20 protein-coding genes are annotated in these 22,327 nt (G+C 53.7%); 7 read left to right on the top strand and 13 right to left on the bottom strand.

What is annotated here, in order from left to right; all coding sequences use genetic code 11:
- Positions 1-252: 252 nt before the first annotated feature.
- Positions 253-1,146, bottom strand: a complete 894-nt coding sequence (locus tag JUK32_RS09925; protein ID WP_204138702.1) for a LysR family transcriptional regulator — start codon at positions 1,144-1,146, stop codon at positions 253-255.
- Positions 1,147-1,266: 120 nt separating this feature from the next.
- Between JUK32_RS09925 and JUK32_RS09930 the strand changes: the two genes are divergently transcribed.
- Together JUK32_RS09930 and JUK32_RS09935 are read left to right on the top strand one after the other, a co-directional pair.
- The gene (locus tag JUK32_RS09930; RefSeq protein ID WP_204138703.1) at positions 1,267-1,971 is read left to right on the top strand and encodes a pirin family protein; all 705 of its coding nucleotides are present in this window, start codon (positions 1,267-1,269) and stop codon (positions 1,969-1,971) included.
- 162 nt (positions 1,972-2,133) lie between these two features.
- Positions 2,134-2,370: a CDGSH iron-sulfur domain-containing protein gene (locus JUK32_RS09935; protein WP_204138704.1), complete on the top strand. Its 237-nt coding sequence runs from the start codon at positions 2,134-2,136 to the stop codon at positions 2,368-2,370.
- A 149-nt stretch (positions 2,371-2,519) separates the two neighbouring features.
- On the opposite strand, the gene JUK32_RS09940 is transcribed toward JUK32_RS09935, so the two are convergent.
- Positions 2,520-3,968, bottom strand: coding sequence for a hypothetical protein (locus tag JUK32_RS09940; RefSeq protein ID WP_204138705.1), 1,449 nt, complete (start codon positions 3,966-3,968; stop codon positions 2,520-2,522).
- Between the two features lie 627 nt (positions 3,969-4,595).
- Between JUK32_RS09940 and JUK32_RS09945 the strand changes: the two genes are divergently transcribed.
- Positions 4,596-5,828 carry a permease gene (locus tag JUK32_RS09945; RefSeq protein ID WP_204138706.1) on the top strand — a complete coding sequence of 411 codons (1,233 nt, stop codon included), beginning with the start codon at positions 4,596-4,598 and terminating at the stop codon, positions 5,826-5,828.
- A gap of 256 nt (positions 5,829-6,084) precedes the next feature.
- On the opposite strand, the gene JUK32_RS09950 is transcribed toward JUK32_RS09945, so the two are convergent.
- The 4 genes from JUK32_RS09950 to JUK32_RS09965 all read right to left on the bottom strand — a co-directional run bounded on the left by JUK32_RS09950 (position 6,085) and on the right by JUK32_RS09965 (position 10,285).
- Positions 6,085-7,485: a Rieske 2Fe-2S domain-containing protein gene (locus JUK32_RS09950; RefSeq protein WP_204138707.1), complete on the bottom strand. Its 1,401-nt coding sequence runs from the start codon at positions 7,483-7,485 to the stop codon at positions 6,085-6,087.
- Between the two features lie 94 nt (positions 7,486-7,579).
- Positions 7,580-8,491 (bottom strand): pentapeptide repeat-containing protein, encoded by a 912-nt coding sequence (locus JUK32_RS09955; RefSeq protein WP_204138708.1) that lies wholly within the window; start codon positions 8,489-8,491, stop codon positions 7,580-7,582.
- Between the two features lie 236 nt (positions 8,492-8,727).
- On the bottom strand, positions 8,728-9,243 hold the full coding sequence (locus JUK32_RS09960) for a hypothetical protein (RefSeq protein WP_204138709.1): 516 nt from the start codon (positions 9,241-9,243) through the stop codon (positions 8,728-8,730).
- A 76-nt stretch (positions 9,244-9,319) separates the two neighbouring features.
- Positions 9,320-10,285: a glycosyltransferase family 9 protein gene (locus JUK32_RS09965; RefSeq protein ID WP_204138710.1), complete on the bottom strand. Its 966-nt coding sequence runs from the start codon at positions 10,283-10,285 to the stop codon at positions 9,320-9,322.
- Between the two features lie 170 nt (positions 10,286-10,455).
- Between JUK32_RS09965 and ispD the strand changes: the two genes are divergently transcribed.
- The gene (gene ispD, locus JUK32_RS09970; protein ID WP_204138751.1) at positions 10,456-11,145 is read left to right on the top strand and encodes a 2-C-methyl-D-erythritol 4-phosphate cytidylyltransferase; all 690 of its coding nucleotides are present in this window, start codon (positions 10,456-10,458) and stop codon (positions 11,143-11,145) included.
- Between the two features lie 141 nt (positions 11,146-11,286).
- Positions 11,287-11,769 carry an adenosine-specific kinase gene (locus tag JUK32_RS09975; RefSeq protein ID WP_204138711.1) on the top strand — a complete coding sequence of 161 codons (483 nt, stop codon included), beginning with the start codon at positions 11,287-11,289 and terminating at the stop codon, positions 11,767-11,769.
- Positions 11,770-11,951: 182 nt separating this feature from the next.
- On the opposite strand, the gene JUK32_RS09980 is transcribed toward JUK32_RS09975, so the two are convergent.
- Positions 11,952-12,863 (bottom strand): M23 family metallopeptidase, encoded by a 912-nt coding sequence (locus JUK32_RS09980; RefSeq protein ID WP_204138712.1) that lies wholly within the window; start codon positions 12,861-12,863, stop codon positions 11,952-11,954.
- A 263-nt stretch (positions 12,864-13,126) separates the two neighbouring features.
- Here JUK32_RS09980 and JUK32_RS09985 point away from each other — a divergent pair, with 263 nt between their 5' ends.
- Positions 13,127-14,341 (top strand): HhoA/HhoB/HtrA family serine endopeptidase, encoded by a 1,215-nt coding sequence (locus JUK32_RS09985; protein WP_204138713.1) that lies wholly within the window; start codon positions 13,127-13,129, stop codon positions 14,339-14,341.
- An 18-nt stretch (positions 14,342-14,359) separates the two neighbouring features.
- Complete coding sequence (locus JUK32_RS09990) at positions 14,360-14,851, top strand: GNAT family N-acetyltransferase (RefSeq protein ID WP_204138752.1); 492 nt, start codon at positions 14,360-14,362, stop codon at positions 14,849-14,851.
- Positions 14,852-14,972: 121 nt separating this feature from the next.
- Here JUK32_RS09990 and JUK32_RS09995 read toward each other — a convergent pair whose 3' ends face one another.
- The 6 genes from JUK32_RS09995 to JUK32_RS10020 all read right to left on the bottom strand — a co-directional run bounded on the left by JUK32_RS09995 (position 14,973) and on the right by JUK32_RS10020 (position 22,327).
- Positions 14,973-15,596: a late competence development ComFB family protein gene (locus tag JUK32_RS09995; protein ID WP_204138714.1), complete on the bottom strand. Its 624-nt coding sequence runs from the start codon at positions 15,594-15,596 to the stop codon at positions 14,973-14,975.
- 932 nt (positions 15,597-16,528) lie between these two features.
- Positions 16,529-17,338, bottom strand: coding sequence for an ABC transporter permease (locus JUK32_RS10000; protein ID WP_204138715.1), 810 nt, complete (start codon positions 17,336-17,338; stop codon positions 16,529-16,531).
- Between the two features lie 38 nt (positions 17,339-17,376).
- A complete protein-coding gene (locus JUK32_RS10005) occupies positions 17,377-18,291 on the bottom strand; it encodes an ABC transporter permease (protein ID WP_239112516.1) in 915 nt (304 codons plus the stop codon).
- 349 nt (positions 18,292-18,640) lie between these two features.
- Complete coding sequence (locus tag JUK32_RS10010) at positions 18,641-19,948, bottom strand: PotD/PotF family extracellular solute-binding protein (protein WP_204138716.1); 1,308 nt, start codon at positions 19,946-19,948, stop codon at positions 18,641-18,643.
- A gap of 83 nt (positions 19,949-20,031) precedes the next feature.
- Positions 20,032-21,195, bottom strand: a complete 1,164-nt coding sequence (locus tag JUK32_RS10015; protein WP_204138754.1) for an ABC transporter ATP-binding protein — start codon at positions 21,193-21,195, stop codon at positions 20,032-20,034.
- A 397-nt stretch (positions 21,196-21,592) separates the two neighbouring features.
- A complete protein-coding gene (locus JUK32_RS10020; protein ID WP_204138717.1) occupies positions 21,593-22,327 on the bottom strand; it encodes a hypothetical protein in 735 nt (244 codons plus the stop codon).

Genomic DNA, 22,327 nt, shown 5'->3' on the forward strand with positions numbered 1-22,327 from the left:
TGAGGCCATCTTTCAGGGATGGTCACTAGCCCAGGAGGGATTTATGTGTACTTAGTAGCCCAGTTTTGGGAGAGGGACTTGCTCCGGCTCCCCTGCTCCTGTTCTGGTAGAAGGGATTGGGGGATGAGGGGTTGGGTTAGCGAAGTATATAAGTACCCAATTCTGGGGAGCAATCTCCCTTGAACTTTCCCTGGGATGGGAGCATTTAGGCGGACACGACGCTGGAAATGGCTGGAAATTACAGGCCACTTTTCACCCCTGTGCCCCAATCTGCTCAGCCAAAAAGTCCACGAGCAACTGCACTTTCGTGGAGAGATGACGATTCACCGGGTACAGCACGCAAATCGAGATGTTGGGCGCTTCGTAAGCGGGCATGAGCTGTTGTAAGCGGCCAGCGGCCAGATCGCCCTGCACGATGAACCGAGGCAGCAAGGTAATGCCCACCCCCTGCACGGCGGCGGCTTGTAAAACTTCCCCATTGTTGGCGCAGAGAGGGCCAGAAATCGTGATTTTATGTTCACCGTCGGGGCCAATGAGCGTCCACTGGTTATCGGTGGCGAGGTGGCCGTAGGCGAGGCAGGGGTGGTCGGCCAAATCGCTGGGAATTCGGGGCGGTTGGCGATCGCGCAAATAATCGGGCGCGGCGCACAAAATCACGGGCGCAGGTGCTAACGCTTGCACAATCAGGTTCGCCATCGGGGTGGGACGGGCGATACGCAGGGTCACGTCAAAGCCTTCATCGATCGGATCGATGAAGCGATCGCTCAGACTCAGCTCCACGTGCAAGTCGGGATACTGCTGCAAAAACTGCGCCAGCAGCGGCGACAAATAGCGAGTGCCAAAGGTCATCGGCGCATTGATACGGAGTTGCCCTTGGGGCTTTGTTTGCAAGTCAGAAACCGCGAGTTCGGCCTCGGCAACATCCGCCAAAATGGCGATACACCGCTCATAAAAGGCCAAGCCCGTGGCGGTGGGGGTCACTCTGCGAGTCGTGCGCTGGAGTAATTGGACTTGGAGCGCCGCCTCCAAATTCATCACGAGTTTATTCACCGCTGATCGCGATAGCCCCATCTCCCGAGCGGCGGCGGCAAATCCCCCGGCTTCGACAACTTGGGTAAAGGCGCGCATACTTTCAAATTTATCCATTCGATTGTCGATCAAAAAGAAACAAACAGTCAATTAAATTGAGTATTGTCTTTTTCTTGGGGCCATTACATAATAAAGCCAGTGATATTCATTCCGACGCCAAATTTAAGGAGGTGTCTCATGATTAACCTGCGACCCGGTAGCGATCGCGGCAAAGCGAACTTTGGTTGGCTCGACAGCCGTCATACCTTTTCCTTTGGCAATTACTACGATCCTTCGCACATGGGCTTTGGCACCTTGCGCGTGATCAACGAAGACAAGGTCACGCCAGGACAAGGCTTTTCGACCCATGGCCACCGCGATATGGAAATTATTTCCTACGTTTTAGACGGCAGCTTGGCCCATAAGGACAACATTGGCAATGGCTCCATTATCCGTCCCGGCGACGTGCAGCGGATGTCGGCGGGCACGGGCATCCTGCACAGCGAGTACAACGCCTCAGACACTGACCCCGTCCACTTTTTGCAAATCTGGGTGTTGCCAGCCGCCCAGGGGATTGAGCCCAGCTACGAGCAAACTTACTTTGCCCCGGAGGATAAGCAAAATCAACTGCGGCTGGTGGGTTCCCAGGAAGGGCGCGCCGGCTCGGTCACCATTCACCAAGATCTGGATTTGTATGCCACGGTGTTGCAGCCTGAGGCGGCGGTCACCCATACCCTCGCGGCGCATCGGCAGGCTTGGGTACAGGTGGCAAAAGGGGCCATCCAGCTCAATGGCCATGACCTGACAGCGGGTGATGGGGCGGCGGTGTCTGAAGCGATCGCGCTGACCCTAACCGGAACCAGTGAAGATGCCGAAGTGCTGCTGTTTGATATGGCGGCATAGACACCCTTGGCGTCAGTCCAGGCACATTTTCACCGTCTGGTTGACCCGACAAGTTTGGGCGTCAATAATTTGATCGCCCAAGTTCGTAAGGGCGATCGCCCCGCTCAATCCATTTGAGTTAGGGGCGACCGCCCCCACATTTACCCAGAGGAGAACAACATCATGGAAACCCCCAACATTGCGGCTAAGCAGCCCCAAGTCATGGAGCTAGAGGCCGGTAACTACTGGTATTGCACCTGTGGCAATTCTGACAACCAACCCTTTTGCAACGGTGCCCACCAAGACACTGGCTTCACCCCCATGAAATTTACCGTTGAGGAGAAAAAGCAAGTTGCCTTGTGTCAGTGTAAACAAACGGGGAATGCGCCCTTTTGTGACGGCTCCCACGCCAAGTTATAAGCGGTTAAGTGAGCCCGGCGGCTAGGCGCTAATGAGGCGGCGATCGGTCACGACTTTTGCCGAACATTCGGTAGTGTAGCTGATGTCGATCAAGACCGATCGCCTCTGAAATTTTGCCCATTCGCGAGCACCGCCATTGTGAAGCAGAATCAACGGGGTGAATGCTTCGGCTGAGTCTGTTGATCGAGAACGTCTACTTCTTGCAGGGTGGTGAGTGGGTTGTCTTGCTCAGACCGCTGAATGTAGTTGACCTTTAGCTCCTCCAAAAGATCCGACAGCAGATCCTGCAATTCTTCCGAATTGGCGTGGGTCTGGAGTTCTTGGCCGAGGGCCTGGCGAAACTCCCGACTGAGCTGATCGAGCAGCATACGCCCCTCATCGTCGGTGTAGGATTGGGCCAGCACATCCACACTGGCCTGGGCCAGGTAGTCGGCCATCCCATCGACGGCATCGTCGGGCAGGGAGTCGAAGCCGGGTAATTGCCGCAACCCCGTGTAAATGTCGCCGCCCAACAAGGCCTGTCGCAAACTGTGGCGCAGGAGCTGTTCCAGATCCGGTTTGACGCTGGGCATCACCCGCAAGAGGATGACTTGCAGCAGGCGATCGGTAATTTGGTCTAACTTAGCCGAGTCGCCAATGCGCGTGTAGGTGGCATCGGCCTGCTGGTTGTTCAGCATGCCCCCCGATCGCACAGTAGTTTGGGTCTGATTAATCAACCGCACCATGGCAAACTTGGAGACGCGATCGGCCAGATAGGCCGCCGGTTCGTGGGTCACCTGACCAATCAGATTTTCCACATTTAACAGATGAGTGCGATGCGACCGCACCGCTAGGGGCAGCAGCCTGAGCCAGCGCCAAAAGGGCAATATCAGCGGCAGCTCGTACCAGCGACGGGCGAGAGCCACGCCCCAACTGATTTCGGCATGGCGGCGGCTAATAATGAGCGTTCTGATGAGTAGCTCTGTAGCAAAAAAGGCGATGAAGACAATATCTAATCGCCAAAAATCATCCACAAATTGTCCTGTGGGCAGGGTTTGACGAAAGTAATTGCGCTGCAATAACGGCACGAGTTGAGTGTCGATATATTGCTCGGCGGTCGGCCAGCCGATGCGCTGTAGGTAGTCCGCTCGCCAAAACTGTTGAAAGGCGCGATCGGCAGAATTGATATCGGTAAAATCTTGAATGCGGCGCTTGAGTCGGGCAAATGTTGTGATTTGGCCCGAGGCTAAGTAGGGGTTCTCATCAATCAGGCTGGTGCTTTGCTGACGGAGATCGGCTAACTGGCGCTCAACGTCCAGATCATTGAAATCAGCGGTCGCTAACGTCGCTCTGAGAGTAGAGATGTCCTCTAAATACTCCTGAGTAACGGGATGCGGCTCAATGCCTTTAAGCGGATCATAGAGCTTGACCAGACCGGGCAAGTAAACCTGATAAATATGTCGTAATGGCACGTAGGTGAGGTTGAAAAATACCAGTAGCAGATTAACCGCGATCGCGATCGCGGTGGTCTGAGACCATCGCCTTCCCCAACGTTCAAAACGAGAATTGCTTGGACTGGTAACCGCCGTTTCTAACTGCATATCTTCAACTGACGTCATACTCAAAAATAAAATTAAATTCTCTCAAAACTGACGAAACAGCATCAAAACGCTGACATCTGCTCAAAGAAATGACTGATGCGGGTGGCAAAAAATAAAAACGAGAAAATAAAAATAACTGAATCCGAAAACCTATAACAGAAATAATCAGCAAAAATGCAGACGCGATAAATCTTCTGCCTTACTGCAATCTACAAGAATGGATTGTCCCCTTAATCCCTCAACTGATGGAGACTTGCCGCGTATGTTCTCTGCTCATAGGTAGAAAAGTAGCACCGGTAACTTGCCGGATCTAGCCGCATCAACGTCGCCAAAATCAGACCAGAAGTTTGAAAAATCTCCCCTGTTATGCAGATGTAAACTCACGGGGAAAACCTTAACTTGCTAGTACTCAACGGCATAAGTCGCGACACCGATCCGCCCACCCTGCGGGAAGAGCAAAGCTTTACATCCCTACAGCCATGCTGTGCGGCCAACGTATCCCGCCATTTCACCATTTTGTGAGCGATCGCGCCCTCTCCAGCCATGCTCAAGGATGCACTCAAACCCCAAATAATCAAAGCTGCCTATTTGTCGGCGACCCCACCCACTACCACCATCCCCTTGCCGTTCTAACCCGTGATCACCATGCCCGATCAATCCTTCTGGACTCTCTACAGCGAAGCCGTTCTCACCTCCCTCAGCTATTTCTGGAAAGCCCTGTGGGCCTTTATTTTGGGGTATGGCATCAGTAGCCTGATTCAGGTGTTTGTGACCCGCGATCGCATGCAACAAGCCATGGGCGAAGCGGGCCGCGGCAGTGTCGCATTGGGCGCGTTCTTCGGGTTCATTTCCAGCTCTTGCAGCTTTGCTGCCCTCTCGACCACCAAATCACTGTTCAAAAAAGGAGCCGGATTTGTCCCGGCGATGTCCTTTTTGCTCGCCTCCACCAATCTGGTAATCGAACTGGGCATCATCATCGCCGTCTTTTTGGGCTGGCAGTTCGTCGTCGGCGAATATGTCGGCGGCATTTTGCTCATCCTGTTCGCTTGGCTGGGCTATCGGTTCACCCGCCCCAAACAGATGATTCGTCAGGCTCGCCATCGTCTCAACGATCGCGAAGGCATGAATGACAGCAACGCCCAGCAGCTCGACTGGCAAGACAAAATCCAGACCCTCGACGGGTGGCGACAGGTAGCCCGCAAATACTTCATGGAATGGGGCATGGTCTGGAAAGACGTGACGGTCGGGTTTACTATTGCGGGCATTATCGCAGCCTTTGTGCCCCCCATCTTTTTTGAAACGCTGTTTATTGGTGCCGGACAAGACAGCAGCACCCTCAGTTTTTTCGCCGTTTTACAGAACATTATTATTGGTCCGATCGCGGCATTTTTCACCTTCATTGGCTCCATGGGCAACATTCCGTTGGCGGCGATTCTTTATAACAACGGAGTTAGCTTTGGCGGCGTCATGGCGTTTATTTTCAGTGACCTCGTGGTGTTGCCCGTGATTCGTATCAACGCCAAATACTACGGCTGGAAGATGGCCTTCTACATCTTAGGTTTGCTGTTTGGCTCCCTAATTGCTACGTCACTGATGCTGCATTATGGCTTCTCGCTATTGGACATTTTGCCAGAGAGCACAGGCGGAACAGCGACTGGCGAAAATCGATTTGCGATCGACTATACGTTCTTCTTAAATCTTCTCTTTTTGGCCATCACGGGCGGGCTAGCCTGGCTGAAATATACCGGCGATTCAAAAGGTCATCACCACCATCATCACGGTGATAAAGACAGCATTGAGCAAATCCTATTTTGGCTTGCGATGGCATCCTACCTCTGGTTAGCGGGTGGGCTAGTCACGAACTATTTCATTGCCTAACAAGGCCAGCATGACTCGACCAGAGAGAAAGACACCCATCAACGTTGTGGCAGAGAACGACAGACTCATTGGTCGTTCTCTTGGAAAAATCCCTACCCACGCTTATGAATGGGGATTGAATCAATCGGCGCTGAAATCGTGTTCCTGATCAGCCGATTTTCGACTTCTCTCAACCTTTCTATCTTTAAGGGTTGAGAGAAGTCGAAGCCCAATCTACAGGTGTCTTTAAAACTAGCTACTAACGACAGGACAGCTACTATTCCGGCAAATTTCGCGGTGGTACCCCATCGCCTTCGTAGAACTTGTGCTCTAACTTGCCGAGCCACAGCCATAGGGCTCCGGCGACAATCGGCAGCCCGGTGAACAATGAGCCCACTGTGAGAGATAGCGTCCCGGTCAGGGCAATGCTTAAGGGGATGAGGGACCAGATGAGAGCACTGAGGATAAGTGCCCCCCGGCGCAGCTTTTTGATATTGGCCAGGGCGGGGCGGCAGCTACCGCAATGTTGCGTGTGGGAATGGTAGCGATCGAGCAGAGCGGGTTTTGACCACTCCGCCGGGAGTGACTGACCAGGAAATGGATCGGCGTTAAAGTCGCTGACCCACTGACGAAAGGCCATGACATAGCGATCGGCAGGGGTCGGCAGATAACACGCTTGAGCGTAGGATTTATTCCCGGCTTTCTCCAACATTCTTTCTTGAATGTGCAGAAAAATCTGGTCATCTTCGAGGACGCGGTTATTGCCGATGTGGCTGTACCAGCGGGGCGTCAACTTAATGAAGAAGCTGGGTAGCTTGGACGAAAACTTGAAGGGGAACCGAGCAAACAAGCGGCACTCACCCTTCCGAGTGGGCACCGCATAGACCACCGTCAGGGTACGACCAAATTGCTTTGAGGTCAGGTCGTGGTACATCAGCGAAGGGGCGACAAACGTGGTGTTTTGAGTTCCCAACTTCCCTTTGCGCGGCCCCTCGGGCCAGATGCCGGTGAAGCCTTGCTTACCCGCTGTCAACACATCCATTTGCATCGGCGCGGCATTCTCCCGTTTGCCTACCGTTTTGTGATGGGTGTAGGGAATATGACTGGCATCTAAAACGTTTTCGAGCAGGGTGAGGGCGTCATAGGGCAGATCGCGAAAGGTATTGAGCAGTACCCAACCATCGGGCTCTTCCTCCAGGGCAGGGATGCCGGGAACCACTACCTGATCGGCATTTTCGGCTTTGCCGGGGTAAACAAACAGCAACCCCTGATCGGTCGTCGTCGGCAAGGAAGCGACACAAGCCCGATTAGAATGCTGGGCCTCTAATTCGGGGGCTGCTTGGGGAATGTGTTCGCAGGCTCCATTACCCGCAAAGGCCCAGCCGTGGTATGGACACTCCAGTAATCCCGATTCGTTGACTCGCCCCTCTGACAAGGGGGCCAAGCGATGGGGACACTGGTCGGCAAACACTCGCCAGGTACTGCCCTGGGGATCCCACCAGATGACCAGGTCTTGCTCTAGCAGGGTGAAGCGCGTGGGGCGAGTTTTGTCGAGATCTTCAACATAGTGGACGGGGTACCAGGCTTCGGCCCAGTCAAAGTGCTCAGCATCCGGCCCGCCTGCAGGCAGGGTCTCAGCAATCTGGTTGAGCTTAGCTGTGTCTTGGGTAACCGTCATATTTTTGAGGACTCACAATGGTGCTTCCTCTATTGTGTTACATAACTTCACTGACTGACAGACAAAATACTCGTGGTCATGGCGGCCAGCTTGATCAGTCCCAGGGGTGCTGGCGAGCTTCGTTGACGATCCATTGTGCTTCTTCGAGGGAGATTCGGTAGCGAGTGCTCAGCAATTGAGGGATGCGATCGCAGGCCCGATTGGGGTTAACATCCGGCTGCTGGCCAAAGGTCGGTAGAGCCACATGACACAACAGCGGCGAGGGCTGGGCGGCTAGTTGAAAGGGTTCAAGATTGAGCACATCTCGTAAATTGATGAAAAACAGCAGCGCGCTGCTGAGATTTGCCTCGCTGAAATTGGCTCGGCTGAGGAGCGTACAGTTGAGGTCGGCTCCGCTAAGGTTGGCCTGCCGAAAGTCAGCACCGCTGAGGTTGGCATATCGAAAATTTGCCTCGCTCAGGTTGGCGTATCGCAGTGAGGCATTACTGAGGTTGGTGCTGTTGAGGTTAGCCCTGATCAGGTCGGCCCCATTCAAGTTAGCGCCGCTGAGGTTAGCCCCACTCAAGTCTGCCCCGTTCAGATCGGCTCCGTTGAGATTAGCGCCACTCAGGTTAGCCCCGCAGAGGGCAGCACCGCTAAAGTTAGCGCCGCTGAGGTTAGCCCCACTCAAGTCTGTTCCGTTCAGATCGACCTCGCTGAAATTAGCACCGCTCAGGTCGACGATCGCCGCATCTTGGTCGACGATGCGGTACTTGAACAGCAGGGAGAGTCCACCCAGTACTGCGGCGATCGCCCCAATATCGCTGAGCGGGATGGAGTGCTCTAAAGGCGTCAGGATAGTGCTGTCATTCTGGTCAGGACGGGCGCGATCGCTTTGCCCTTGATGCCCAGTGAGTGACCATAGCGACCATCCGATCCCCAGGAAGACGGAAGTCGCGATCGCCCCAATAACCCATCGGCTATGAGATCTTTGCTGGGGTTGCCACCGCTTGAATCGTTCCCGCATGCCTGAGCTCCGTTCAATAGTGAGCCCATTATTGCTCCCCTCAATTGGCGACTCCCGAATCCTTAATGCCCGCTTAAAAACTAAACATGCTGACTTTAAAGTCCGCAATAATGCCGTTTCAGCGCCATCTCAAAAGTTGGGTCGGCAGTCGCGCCAAAGCATTGAGCTCGCCCAGATTTCTCTCATGAACCTGACTCCGACACTGCGGAGAATCAACCGCTGGGGCAGAAATCTGCTTAAGCGTCTTCCGGGTTGTCGGCCTCAGTGCTGGGATTGCTGTCTGTCGGGGACGCTGGCTTGGTAGTCGCAGATGTATCAGCAACTGCCATCGAACTAGGGGGCTCGGGGGCGGGCGGTGGCGTAGGGGTTTCAGCCTTGGTTTTCTGAGATTTGAGCGCGGGGGGCTCAGCGTCAATACCCAGTTGCTTTTTTGCCTGGTAGAGCAGCGTGCCAGCGCCGGTGCCCACCGCCGACAAAGCCGACTGGCCGATTTCGGTGGCAGACTTTGACTCAGTCTCACTACTGGCCTGTAGCCCTTCGTACCAGGCACGGGCCGACTGCCCCAACAGGATAGATTTTTGCCAAAACCATTCTGCCCCGACAAAGACCAGGCAAACCACCAACCAAAGGAGAACCCCAGTTTCCCGCAGGATGCTCCATGTCAAGGTGAGTGTTTTCTTGTAAGTGGCTCCGGTTTCAGCCGCAAAGATGAGTTCGCCAACTTTTCCTGCTTGGCCTTTGATTTTTTCCACGATTTTGCCCTCTCAATACAGGATTCATCTTGGCATTGGCAGCGTCTTGACCGATCGCGCTTGCCGCCGTGAGCAACTACCCTTCGCCCCAGACCTTACTCAAGACTGTATCAACCGCGATATCGGCCACCTGGTTAGTGGTTGAAGTAATTCCCAAAAAGCGCTGTTCGGTATCCTCCACCGGCGGCAGACGAACAGCCGGGGCGTTAGCGCCAAACAGAGCCAGCGTAAAGACGCTCAGCGCGACCCCTAACTCGGACACATAGCTGTCAGTCGCCAGTAGCAAGTTGGCTCCGGCCACCAGGGCTGCAATTTGCCCCAAATTATCAGGCCGAATGATTTTCAGACTGGGTACCATCTGGGCGATCGCTTTCACCGCCTCAGCCGTTTCTGGCTGCTGCAATAAAACCAGGGGGAGGCCCGGTTGGCGACGCTGAAAGTCTTGGGCGATCGCGACCCAGTTTTCCGCGGGGTAGGCATCCTTGGCCGGACTATCCGCTGGGCCGGGATACATCAGCACGTAGCCTTGGTCGCCAATTTCCTGGGTTTGCAGTTGCCCCTGTACCCAGCCAATATCGCCCTGCGGCACATTAATGGCAATCTCTGGACAGGGTTCAACCAGATCCAGGGGCCCCAGCAAATCGTGATAGCGAAAGGCGGCATACTGCTGCGGCTTGTCGGGCACCGTCGCCGTCAAAAACAAGTTATTGGCCGACCCTTGATAGCCAATGCGAGTGGGAATCCCGCTCAACCAAAGGAGTAGCGCTGTGGCCCAGTCTTGGGTGGCCGTCAGCACGACTTCATACTCGCGATCTCGCACCACCCCTAGCAAATTAGCCCAGTCAGCCGGACTGTTATTTTTGCCAAATGGATAAGGAATCGTGGACTTCACGACCTTAGAAACGCGATAGGCCGCTACTGCCGCTGGCTCTACCACTACGGATATGTCGGCCTTCGGAAAGACCTGTTTGAGATGCTCAAGCGTCGGAAAAAAGAGAAGCTGTTCGCTGATTCCGCCAGGAACGAGAGCCAGTACTTGCATAGCTGTCCATCTTGCTTATCCGTTCCACATTCTAGAGGAACGTGGTCAGTAAGAATGCGTTGTTCCCCACAAAACTGTCAATAATTTATGGTGAGATTTGCTGATCAGTCGGGTGGTCACAGGTTTCAAGGTAGGGTGGAAAAGAGAATTTTGCGGAAGGAGCGTCGGTGGTGCATCTGTTGATCCCTGCTGCTGGGGTTGGGCGTCGCATGGGCAGCGATCGCAACAAACTGCTCTTGCCATTGCGGGGGCAACCGATTTTGGCCTGGACACTACAGGCCGCCGCTGCCAGCCCCAGCATTGAGTGGATTGGCTTGATCTGTCAGGAAGTTGACAAGTCAGATTTGCTCACGATTCTAGAAAATCTCCAGCTGGCTAAACCCGTTGTGTTGGTGCTGGGGGGCGAGACGCGCCAAGCGTCGGTTTACAACGGGTTGCAAGCGCTACCCCCCACAGCGGCACAGGTGCTGATTCACGATGGTGCCCGCTGCCTCGCTACCCCCGATTTATTTGATCGCTGCGCTGCCGCCTTGCAAACCTGTCCCGGCCTGATCGCCGCTATTCCCGTCAAAGACACCATCAAAATTGTAAACGGTGAGGGCATTGTGACCGCCACGCCCGATCGCAGTGATCTCTGGGCGGCCCAAACGCCCCAGGGATTCCATGTCGCTCCGCTCAAAGCCGCCCATGACGAGGGCAAAGCAAAAAACTGGGCCGTGACTGACGATGCCGCCCTATTCGAAAAAGTCGGCTTACCCGTGAAGATTGTGCCGGGCGAAGAGACGAACTTGAAGGTCACCACCCCCGAAGATTTGAAGATTGCTGACAGCGTGCTGAGCGATCGCGAAATCGCCGCGTAAGCTATGAACAATCACGGCTGGAACATTCCGCTCAGTGCCTTTGGGGACTCCCCATCGCCTTCTCCGCCTGGCGAGATTGAGGCCGTGAGCCAGCGATCGTCGTCCAGCCCTTGATCTCAGTTCGCCAACAAAAAGGTACCCATGGAACTCAACGCAATTCCCCTGACGATTCCCGATGGGGCCAATGTCATCTTGGGCCAATCCCATTTCATCAAAACAGTCGAAGATTTGTACGAAGCCATCGTGGGAATTTCCAGCCAGGTGAAATTCGGTCTGGCCTTTAGCGAAGCTTCCGGCCCCTGCTTGATTCGCAAAGCTGGCAATGATCCAGACTTAGAAGCGATCGCCGTCGAAAACGCCCGCAAGGTGGCCGCCGGACACACCTTTCACATTCTGATGAAAGACGCCTTTCCCATTAATTTCTTGGCCGCGATTAAAGCCTGTCCCGAGGTCTGTGGCATTTTCTGCGCCACGGCCAATCCGGTGCAGGTGATTGTGGCAGAAACTGACCAGGGACGTGGCATCTTAGGGGTAATCGATGGCAGTTCGCCCCAAGGGGTCGAAGGGCCGGATGATATAACTGCCAGACACAACTTTTTGCGGCAAATTGGGTATAAGCTGTAGCGCCCCTGGCCTTGGAGGCGTTTCCGCCAGAGCCTGCCTCACAAGCTGAGCTGCACTTAGGGACTTGCGCGCAAAAAAGATCCCCATGAACCGAGTTTCGACTCCACTCAACTCTCGATCCTGGCAGGTTGAGCGAAGTCGAAACCGGATTGAACGGGTACTTTGATTTAATTGCAGATCCCTTAACGGACTGCCAACGCTGGAATGTAATCCCCTGGATCCCGCGCTACCCAGCCAAGGCTAGAGTTTATGCGGACTTCAAAATATAAGATGCTGCTGTCTTCGGTGTGGGGGGTGGCGATCGCTAATGACTGCCCGGCCTGCACGCGATCGCCCATGCTGACTTGCGGTTGCGTCACCTGGCCATAGCGGGTTTGCAGACCCTGCTGGTGGTTCACCACAATCAGGGTTCCCAGGGCGGGATCACTGCCTACGTAGGCCACGGTGCCACTGCCCGCTGCCACCACCGCTGTCGCCAAAGCCGTTTCAACGGTAATGCCACTGCTAAACACCAACTCGTTACGCACCGGGTCAGTCTGCCAACCGTAGTTCGCAATCACCTGCCCCGCCGCCGCTAAAGGATAAGTCGAGAGCGGCGTATTGACCGTATTTCCAGTTGTGGCGCTGGGGGTGCTGCCCTCAATCAGCCAACTCACCCCCGGAATGAAAACTTGGGTCGGCATCTGGGGGGGACAACCGTTGACTTCAAACAACACATCCGCCCGCGCACCATAGGTGGTGGCCAAATCTTGCCACGTTTGCCCCGCTGGCACGGTTACTGCCGCGCCGTTGAACGGCGGAATGCGGAGCGCCGTCCCAGGAGACAAGGCACCATTGCCAATACTGGGATTGAGCGCCAACAGGGTAATGGGCAACAAGTTATAGCTTGCAGCGATGCTCTCCAGCGTTTGCCCCGATTGAACAGCATGAGTCTCTAAGCGCTGGAGCGCCGGTTCTGGACATAGCGATTCGGCGCTGTGGGCAGTAGGGCTGGCCAGGCTCCACGCGGCTAAGAAGCCCAGTCCGCTCATTGCGGTGTGCGCGATCAGTCGCTCCCATCGTTGGGCTCGGTATGGCTGGTTTGCCATCATCATGACCTCATTCCCCTTTAGCGTCTCGATTTTGTGATGTTTGGGGCACCGAGTGTCACGGTTGCCCCATTTTCAATCACCAGAACAAAGTCCCGATTTAAGCGATGACGACCCGTTGCCGGATTAAGATTCCTAAACTATTGTCATCGCAACGGCGATCGCCCTTTGTCTACCTTGGTTGTATCGCAGTAAATTCATGTCAACCTCCTCGTTATTTTCGCTAAAGTAGTAGCAATTTGTGTGTAACCAACCCCCGGAGAATTGCGATGGGCTTAGCGCCGAAGCAAATTGGTCTGTCAGTCATCACCCTGCTCGTGGGTGGAGGCATCGGTTGGGTTGGTCACCAGCAGCTGCAAGCACGGAGTTTAGAATCGGCAGCCTCGGTTGAAACTGCACCCCTCGTGCAGACAGCGGCCAACGTTGAGGAGCCGCCGCGTTCGACGGTAGCGCTAGCCCCGCCCGCGACCAGTAACCCCAATTTCATTGCCGAGGCCGTTAATCGGGTGGGTGCGGCGGTGGTACGCATCGACGCTGATGGCGGTGAAATGGAACTGCCCGAGGGGCTCGAAAATCCTTTTTTTAGACGATTCTTTGGCGATGAGATGCCCGTACCAGAGCCCTTTCAGCAGGGGACTGGCTCCGGCTTCATCATCTCTACCGATGGTCAGATTATTACTAATGCCCATGTGGTCGAAGGAGCTGCTCGGGTTACTGTGACTTTGACCGATGGCCGTACCTTTGAAGGTTCTGTCGTCGGCACGGATAAAGTCACCGATGTCGCTGCCATCAAGATTGATGCCACTGATATGCCGACCGTGGCTTTTGGTCGGACTGACACGTTATCGCCGGGGCAATGGGCGATCGCGATCGGCAATCCCCTCGGCCTCGACAACACGGTAACCGCAGGCATTATCAGCGCCCTGGGTCGCAGCAGTTCGGAAGTGGGCATCCCAGATAAACGAGTGCAGTTTATCCAAACAGATGCGGCGATCAATCCGGGCAACTCTGGCGGGCCGCTCTTAAATGACCAAGGCGAGGTCATTGGCATGAACACTGCCATTCGCAAAGATGCTCAAGGGCTTGGCTTTGCCATTCCCGTCGAAACCTTTAACCGCATTGCTCAACAACTGTTTGAAGATGGCGAAGTGCAGCATCCTTACCTGGGGGTTCAGATGGTATTGCTGACGCCCGAAATTAGAGACGAAATCAACGCCACGGATGAACTGGGAGTCAAAGTAAATGCCGATGTCGGCGTCTTGATCATTCGAGTGTTGGAAGATACCCCCGCCGAAGCCGGTGGCCTCAAAGCCGGTGACATCATTCAGCAGGTCAATGGCAACCCCGTTGAGACGCCTGCCGATGTTCAAGCCGAGGTGGATGCCGGTGAGGTCGGTCAACCCCTAGATGTCGAAGTCCAGCGAGGTGACGAGTCTCAGACAGTCACGATTCGCCCGATGGCCTTGCCGTCACAACTGCAATAATTTGGCCCGAAGCCTGTGATGATTCGACCGGCCACTGCGGCTGACTTGCCCAGCATTTTAGATATTTACAACGACGCCATTCTCAACACCACGGCTGTGTATGATTATGCGCCTCACACCTTGGACATGCGAGAGGCTTGGTTTGTGGCGAAGCGTCAAGCTGGTTTTCCAGTATTGGTCGCTGAGGTGCAGGGTACAGTGGCTGGCTTTGGGGCACTAGGGCATTTTCGAGCCTGGGAAGCCTATCGTTACACAGCGGAGAATTCTTTATATGTGGCTCCCCAATACCGAGGGCAAGGCGTTGGCAAACAGTTGCTAGCACAATTAGTCCAAGCCGCCTCAGAACTGCACCTGCACGCGATCGTTGCCGGCATTGACGCGGATAACGTTGCCAGTTTGAAGCTGCACGAACAGTTTGGCTTTCGAGAAGTCGCGCACTTTCCGCAAGTCGGCTACAAGTTCGATCGCTGGTTAGATCTGAAGTTTATGCAGCGCTTAATGCAGACTTAATTGCCGTAAAACCGTTTTCACACTGTTAGACTTTGACCACATCGCGTTCATCACCACAGAACACGCCAGCGAAACAAAGCATTACCAGCATTGGCAAGCATCATACTTGGTTGACTGGCCGCTACCGGGCATGATCACCAAAGCCGCTGTCAGGGGTAGAAGAGTGCTGACGCCGAGGTTTCCAACCGATGCGGCCGCCGTAAGTGCCTGGTCGCCAAGCTGGACTATGTCGAAGATCCCGATCTTCTTCCGCTTCTCGGTGCGTCGGTTGTGTCGGAGCAGCCCCTTTAGACACGTTAGGCATCGACGGAGCCGTTCTCCGACCTTGGCGCTGCTGCTGAATCCGCTGAATCTCTTTTAAAGCTTCGGGCCAGGTCAACTCTGGCCGATGCAACAGTTCTCGTAATGCTTGTAGCACCGCCTCCTCTTCTTGATTGAGGTGTAAAGGCTGAGACAACCGAATCGGATCAACCTGGACTGCTGCAAAAGCTTGACGAACAGCGCTCACAATCTGCGGTTTACATTCCCTGAGAGCGCGATCGTACTGATGCTCTAGGCCCTTTTCACTGGAGGCATACAGAGCCGGTAACCGATTAAGCGCAAATGTCTCAACTTCTAGACGCTTAACATACTTAGCAACTCGCTCTGGCAAGCCCGCAAGTTGGCGACTCACCTCTTCCGCCACCAACATTTCCATAACATTGATGTACAGCTTTTGATGAGCAGTCCTGACTTCACCACCCATAACCTAGACCTATAGACGATTGATGCAAGAACTCACAGCCGCAGATGCTGATTGGGCTGTTGACGTAACCTATGAAAATACACCCTGGAAGCACCCAATACGCTGACCTCCGACAACCGGAATTTAGTGTGCTCTGTCAGCGTTTACTTTTAGGATTGTCACTTCTCGAAAGCATTGCTTTACATCGCTTTAAGAGATCGCCAGCCCTAATGTTTAGTCTTGACGCGGCACTAGTCTGTTATTCGGTACATTAATAATACTCAGACCAGCTATCTGGATTGATTTAGTATAACAATATCCCTAAAAGTTCTTTCTCAAAGGTCTTTGAAAGGTTACGTTATGATGCTGAGGATGCAGGAAAAACAAGCAAAGCTTGAGTGGAAATCAACCACAAATTAGCGAAACCTCTTAATTTCGCAGAATGGTTTAGGTAAACGGCTCTGCCGCATGTATCGAAGAATCCCTTGTTGCCCCCCCAGAATGAGGGTTGCATGAGTGATCCTCAGATGGGTCTCTATGGCTACACTTGACTCATTTCGATGGCCTTGGGCGGATTGTGTCCCGTCGCTACTCGCTATTAAGCCTCATAAACGGCTCAATTTATTCGCGTAGATTTGACGCCATATTATTGAATCCAGAGCTGTGGCTGGTTGCATCCCCATAAACGAGAGTTCGGTACAATTTTCAAGATTCTGACGGACACCCCGGCGCGGGAGAAGTTTTCAAGAATTCATTAGGGTTGGAAGCCTTTCTCCCTCTGGGAGAGAGGTTTGGAGAGAGGGCTAAACTAACCAAAGCACGATGTCCATAAGATAGGACATCGTGCTTTGGTTAGGTACTGTGCTTGAGGCTGAGCCCCCTTGGGGTTCGACCAAGAATTTGGCGGACGCACTAAAAGGCAAGAGTTGGAAAAGACGCCCAAAGGTTGTCAACTATCCCTGCTGGCGACGGTTTAAGCGGCTGACCGTGACGTACGCGATGATGATCATGGTGAATGAGAACAGCGTGGTTAACGTTCCCAACGCATAGAGCGCTGGCGAGGTGACGTTGGTGGTCATGCCGAAGATTTCGAGGGGCAGCGTGTTGTATTGACCCGACACCAGCGAAGTGCGCGTGAACTCGTCGTAGGAAAGCGTAAAGGTGAGCAAACCCACGCCGATTAAGCTGGGCAAAATGAGCGGAAAAACAATTTCCCGAAACGTCTTCGGATCATTGGCCCCAAGGTCTTTAGCGGCTTCTTCATAGGAGGGATTAAAGCGATTGAAAATGCCCAGCATGATGAGAAAGGCAATGGGGAGCGTCCAAGTGAGGTGCGCTCCCAAGCCAGAAGTGAGCCAGTTGGTAGACCAACCCATAATCTGGAACATGACGCCCAGCCCCAGGGAAATCAAGATGCTGGGGACAATCAAGGCCGAAATGGTGAGATAGAACAAGACGGTGGAGCCGCGAAATTTTTGGCGGAAGGCCATAGCCGACAGGGTGGCCATGCTGGCGACCAGGACAGTGACGATCGCCCCCAACACCACCGATCGCTGGAACGGCTCGACAAAGTTGCCCACTCGCTGCTCTTGAAACACTTGCCCCAGCCAATAAAAGCCAAAGCTCCGAATTGGGAAGGTCAGGGTGCCATCTGGCCCTTGTAAGGACAGGATGAAAATCGTGAGCATCGGCCCGTACAAGAACAACAGAAACAGGCCAAAGAAGGCGGCAAGTAAGTAGAAAGAAAGCGATCGCTGTTTCATCGTGGGAAGTCCTAATAATTTGTTCTAAAGTTTTTGCTTTATAGTTCTTTCCGGATATTGACCACGCGCAGAATTGAGAACACCAACAGCAGCGTCACAAACAACAAGATGATGGCGTTAGCCGCCGCGAGGGGATATTGCACGCTGCCAATTTGCGTCTGAATCAGCTTGCCGATAGAGGCGGCTTGTCCCCCACCCATCATGCGCACCGTAATAAATTCACCCATCACCAACGTGACGACGAAGATGGAGCCGATCGCAATGCCCGGAGCCGATAGAGGCAGCACAATTTCCTTAAACACGTTGAAACCAGACGCACCCATATCTTCGGCGGCGGTGATCAGCGTGCGATCAATACGCATCAAGCTGTTGAAAATGGGCGCGATCATAAAAATGATGTAGAGATGCACCATGCCCAGGACGACGGCAAAGTCGGAATAGAGGAGAAATTCCAACGGGGCATCAATCAGGCCAATGCCCATCAACAGTTGATTCACCAAGCCTTCTTTGCCCAACAGCGGCACCCAAGAAATCATGCGGATGATGTTTGAGGTCCAAAACGGGATGGTGCAGATCAGGAAGAGCAACACCTGCCACTTAAGTTTTTTGATGTGGAAGGACAAAAAGTAGGCGACAGGATAGCCAATCAGCAGCGTCGCCAACCACACCATCCCGACAAACTTGAACGTGTTGACGTACGTCTTCAGGGTGACATCTGATGAGAACACACTGATGTAATTGTCCAGCGTGAAGGCTGGCGTCATGGAATAGCCGTTAAATTCCCAAAAGCTGACGACGCCAATTAAAAGAATTGGGAATACCAAAAACACGCACAGCGTAATTGTTTGTGGGGCGGCCAACAAATAAGGTTTCAAGCCGTCCCAATTTTTAACGATCGCTTTAGGCTGAGGCGAAATATTGGCTGCTGCTGATTTTGGGGTCGTGCTAGTCATAGGGGTAAATCACCTTTTGCGATCGTCAGAGTCCGGGATGATGTGTTGCGAATCGCTTCGACGTAGACGGTGGCGAGCGATCACAACACCGAGTTGGCCGAAACTCGACAGAGTGCCTCGACAGCGCCTGCCTGCCTGCCCACACCACGACTGTCACCGAAAGCTGTAGGGTTAGCCACACGCCTTCTAAGAGCAGCGGTCAATCATCCCAGATGACTTGAAATTGAAACCGATAGTTCATTAGTTAGTCGGCAAGCCAGTTCGTTAGCAGACAAGGGGGCTAAGCCCCTTGCTGCTGAGTGCGATCGCGACTCAAGAAACAAGTCGCGATACGCATTCGGAAATACGCTTACGACGCGATGAACTCATTCCACTTCTGCACCAAGTAGGTATTCTCTTCCATCGTGGAGTTCCAGCAAACAATGTTGCCAAAGCGCTCATCAAAGGAGCCACCGTCACGCACGGTGCCGGTTTTTGCCAGCGTCTTACCAAACGGATCGACGATGTCCTCAGACGCTGCCTGACCTTCATACCAGAACGCCCATTCCGCCTCAGACATGAACTTCTTCGCAGTTTCGGGTGCAGCGCTGTAGTAGCCCTGACGTCCCAGGAAGGCACCCACCCAGCCGTCCAGCATCCAGTTGAGATACTCATAGGCGGCATCCAACTGCATCCCTTCCAGATTCTTCGACAGGCCAACACCGCCGCCCCAGCCGCGATAGCCTTCCTTGAGCGGGGCATAGACGCATTCAATCCCTTGGGCTTGCACCGCCGTTACCGCAGGCGACCACATGGACTGCAACACGACCTCACCCGAAGACATCAGGTTTACCGACTCATCGAAGGTCTTCCAGAAGGCGCGGAACTGGCCAGCAGCCTTTTGCTCCTTCAGGATTTCGATAATCTGGTCAATCTCGGCCTGGGTCATGTTGCCTTTATCACCAAAGGTCATCAGCCCCAAAGCCTCAGCCACCATCGCGGCATCCATAATGCCGATTTGGGGGATGTCGAGAATCGAAGTCTGGCCCCGGAATTCTTCGTTGAACAACTCGCCCCAAGATTCGATGGTGCGACCCACCAAATCGGGACGATATCCCAAGGTATCAGCGTTGTACTGGAAAGGAATTAGGGTCGCAAAATCGGTCGGCACGTCAGAAAACTCAGAGGAATCAGGGCCGGTCAAATACATCACCCGGTACGGGGCAGTGCCCTGAGACCCTTCGACGGGCATACCTTTGAACTCACCCGTAGTGAAGAAAGAGACGATCTGATCCCAGTTGTTAATTCGGCTGATTTCCAGGGGTCGCAAATTACCGGAGGGCACGACCAAGGGCAGGCTGAAATATTCGCCGTCAAAAATGTCGTACTGATCAGGCTGCGTAATGGCAATCTGGTTATTTTCCTCGGTACTGAGGGCGCGCATCTCGATATTGAAGCCCAGATCTTCCTGTGCCTTATCGCGAATTTCGTTAATTTGAGACACGCCAGTGCCGATTAGCCTCAGGGTGACATCCTTGCTGGCATTGGTGTTCACTTCGGGGCCGGTTGCCGGATTGTCGGGAGTCCCCTCTGGGGCACCACTACAGCGGGCAGCGGCGATCGCGGCTCCAGCGGCCAGACCTGTGCGCAGCACGTAGCGACGTGAAATATTTGGCATGGTTTTCTCCTATCAGAATTGGATTGATTTTAAGAGCAGATTAAGGGAAATCGTCAATACCTGCCCGATGACGCCGGAAAAAGCTAGTAAGGCAGAAATACACAATCGGGTGCCGACCAGCCTAAAGTGACGACTTGGCCCTCACTGAGGCCCGACCGCGACCACTCTACGGTGCGTACCTTATGCAGCAGTTCTTGGCCGGTGGCTTCGGCCAGCATCGACACGCGGGTGACGTAGCCAGTGAGCTCGACATCGACGATGCGCGCGGTCAGATGATTAGTCGGAGCCGAGTCTGCAGACACAATGTTCAATAAATCGGGCCGCACCGAGCAAGCCGCTGTCTGTCCTACCGGGACGGAATGGCCTCGACTAAAGACCCGCCCGATACCTTCGACCTCTAGTTCAATGGTTTCTAAGCCATCAGCTTCAGCCACGGCGTTCACTACCTTGCCGGCAAAGATATTGTTATCACCAATGAATTTAGCGACAAACTGCGACGCCGGTTTGTCAAAGAGTTCGCTGGGAGTCGCCACCTGGTCAATGTGACCGTGATCCATCACCACAATTTGGTCAGAAAGAGAAAAGGCTTCCTCAACATGGTGGGTCACCTGAATAAAGGTCAGGCCAAACTGTTTTTGAATATTGCGCAGTTCGCTACGCATCCGGACCCGCAAATTCTCATCCAGGGCGCTGAGGGGTTCATCCAGCATCAGCACTTGGGGGCGGGTGACCAAAGCGCGAGCCAGGGCGATGCGCTGCTGCTGACCGCCACTGAGCTGGTCAGGTTTGCGATCGCTCGTATGGCTCAGCCCCACTAGATCTAAAATCTCGCCCACCCGTTGTTTCCGCTCGTCGGCAGAGACTTTGCGCATTCGCAAGCCAAATTCGACATTTTGCCAAATTGTCTTGTGGGGAAACAGCGCATAGTTCTGAAACATCATGGCGGTATTGCGCTTGGCCGGGGGCAAATCATTCACCCGGCGATCGCCAATATAGATCTCGCCACTGGTAATGTTTTCATGCCCCGCAATCATCCGCAGCGTGGTCGTTTTGCCACAGCCGCTTGGCCCGAGCAAACAGCAGTAAGAACCCGGCGGGATATCCAAAAAGAGGTTCTCGACTGCGATGAACTGACCATACTGCTTGGTCACAGAGCGTAGAGAAACACCTGCGGCACCTCGGGCCAGCACGTGTTTGATATCATCCTCAATCTCCAGCTGGGATAGCTGGGCCTCAGCGGGTGTCATATCAGAAACATCCAGTGCCATAGGCGTCACTCACTGCGTAAGGGAAATCGGGTTAAAGACTATTAAAACCACTGCTCAAAGTCTCACAGACCAGAAGCATGAATCTGTAACATTTACAGCAGCTTCTGCAAAAAGCTGGGCCATGCCTGCCATGGGAGACGTGACTGGGTACAAAATGGGCACATCCGAGCGGTCAGTGCATACTGTATACAAAGCCTTAGAGCGAAATCGTGCTTCGTGATACAAATCACTGTTTCAGTGCAGATTGTCAATCGCCATTGCCGTCTTTTCTGAAGCGATCGGTGAGGGCGCAATCGGAATGGCTTAGATAGGGCGCGGAAATCTTTGCGATATTGATGGGCAATGGTTTTGATGGGCAATGGTTAATTGATCGCTGTTACCACCAAGCCGCGTTTGGATCGTCGATCCAGTATTGGCTGTATCGGTTACCAAGAGGCGCAACTTCTATACATGTTTGCAACTCTTCGCCGGTGTCAGGGGCGGTCTCCGTGCGGCAAATCACGCTTGCTTCGGCGTCAGCAACATCTTCAAGCAGGATACGACGAAAACTTAGTAAAGATTCAATTGTTCCAGAGTCCAAGTACTGCAATTCTGGAGCGTCCCCAGACAAATGTTGGCGGTTGGCATAGCGCTCAATGGAGGTTTGATCGCTCGGCTGAAAACTCACCTCAGAGAGTCGCGATCGCAGCATGGGCTGTAATGCTCGTAAGCCGCTGGGATCGCTCAAACTCTCAAGCCCCTGCTTAAGATGATTCAGGAATTGAGGCCTGTTTTGCACCAAAACTTCCGCATCCGACAGCGTTAACGATGCGGTCTCATCGGCGTCTGTGGGGGTCTGAGGGGTAGTCAGATCGGTCTCATCCAAAGTGATGTTGGTGTACTGTGCTTGCCAATCTGCAATCTGCTCCTGATAAGAGGGCATAGCCCAGCGATCGCCGTTGGCAGAAATATCAATGTTGGGTGAAGTACTCGCCAGCACAGAGGGTAAAACTGACTGTAATGAAGTCTGAAAGCTTTCGCCAGTCCGCTGTCGCTCCGTACTTAAATAGAGAGAGATCACGGCAATCAGAAAAATAACCGACCCGCCTAAGGTGAACCAAGACTTTGGCAT

Origin of the sequence: Halomicronema sp. CCY15110 (genome assembly GCF_016888165.1) — a bacterium.
In the GTDB taxonomy this organism is placed as follows: domain Bacteria; phylum Cyanobacteriota; class Cyanobacteriia; order Phormidesmidales; family Phormidesmidaceae; genus Halomicronema.

Coding starts and splice junctions, on each gene's coding strand:
- JUK32_RS09930 (WP_204138703.1), top strand. CDS start 1,267: ATGATTAACCTGCGACCCGGTAGCGATCGCGGCAAAGCGAACTTTGGT.
- JUK32_RS10000 (WP_204138715.1), bottom strand. CDS start 17,338: ATGAAACAGCGATCGCTTTCTTTCTACTTACTTGCCGCCTTCTTTGGC.
- JUK32_RS09925 (WP_204138702.1), bottom strand. CDS start 1,146: ATGGATAAATTTGAAAGTATGCGCGCCTTTACCCAAGTTGTCGAAGCC.
- JUK32_RS09990 (WP_204138752.1), top strand. CDS start 14,360: ATGATTCGACCGGCCACTGCGGCTGACTTGCCCAGCATTTTAGATATT.
- JUK32_RS10015 (WP_204138754.1), bottom strand. CDS start 21,195: ATGACACCCGCTGAGGCCCAGCTATCCCAGCTGGAGATTGAGGATGAT.
- JUK32_RS10005 (WP_239112516.1), bottom strand. CDS start 18,291: ATGACTAGCACGACCCCAAAATCAGCAGCAGCCAATATTTCGCCTCAG.
- JUK32_RS10010 (WP_204138716.1), bottom strand. CDS start 19,948: ATGCCAAATATTTCACGTCGCTACGTGCTGCGCACAGGTCTGGCCGCT.
- JUK32_RS09985 (WP_204138713.1), top strand. CDS start 13,127: ATGGGCTTAGCGCCGAAGCAAATTGGTCTGTCAGTCATCACCCTGCTC.
- JUK32_RS09940 (WP_204138705.1), bottom strand. CDS start 3,968: ATGACGTCAGTTGAAGATATGCAGTTAGAAACGGCGGTTACCAGTCCA.
- JUK32_RS09965 (WP_204138710.1), bottom strand. CDS start 10,285: ATGCAAGTACTGGCTCTCGTTCCTGGCGGAATCAGCGAACAGCTTCTC.
- JUK32_RS09955 (WP_204138708.1), bottom strand. CDS start 8,491: ATGCGGGAACGATTCAAGCGGTGGCAACCCCAGCAAAGATCTCATAGC.
- JUK32_RS09980 (WP_204138712.1), bottom strand. CDS start 12,863: ATGATGATGGCAAACCAGCCATACCGAGCCCAACGATGGGAGCGACTG.
- JUK32_RS10020 (WP_204138717.1), bottom strand. CDS start 22,327: ATGCCAAAGTCTTGGTTCACCTTAGGCGGGTCGGTTATTTTTCTGATT.
- JUK32_RS09945 (WP_204138706.1), top strand. CDS start 4,596: ATGCCCGATCAATCCTTCTGGACTCTCTACAGCGAAGCCGTTCTCACC.
- JUK32_RS09935 (WP_204138704.1), top strand. CDS start 2,134: ATGGAAACCCCCAACATTGCGGCTAAGCAGCCCCAAGTCATGGAGCTA.
- JUK32_RS09950 (WP_204138707.1), bottom strand. CDS start 7,485: ATGACGGTTACCCAAGACACAGCTAAGCTCAACCAGATTGCTGAGACC.
- JUK32_RS09995 (WP_204138714.1), bottom strand. CDS start 15,596: ATGGGTGGTGAAGTCAGGACTGCTCATCAAAAGCTGTACATCAATGTT.
- JUK32_RS09975 (WP_204138711.1), top strand. CDS start 11,287: ATGGAACTCAACGCAATTCCCCTGACGATTCCCGATGGGGCCAATGTC.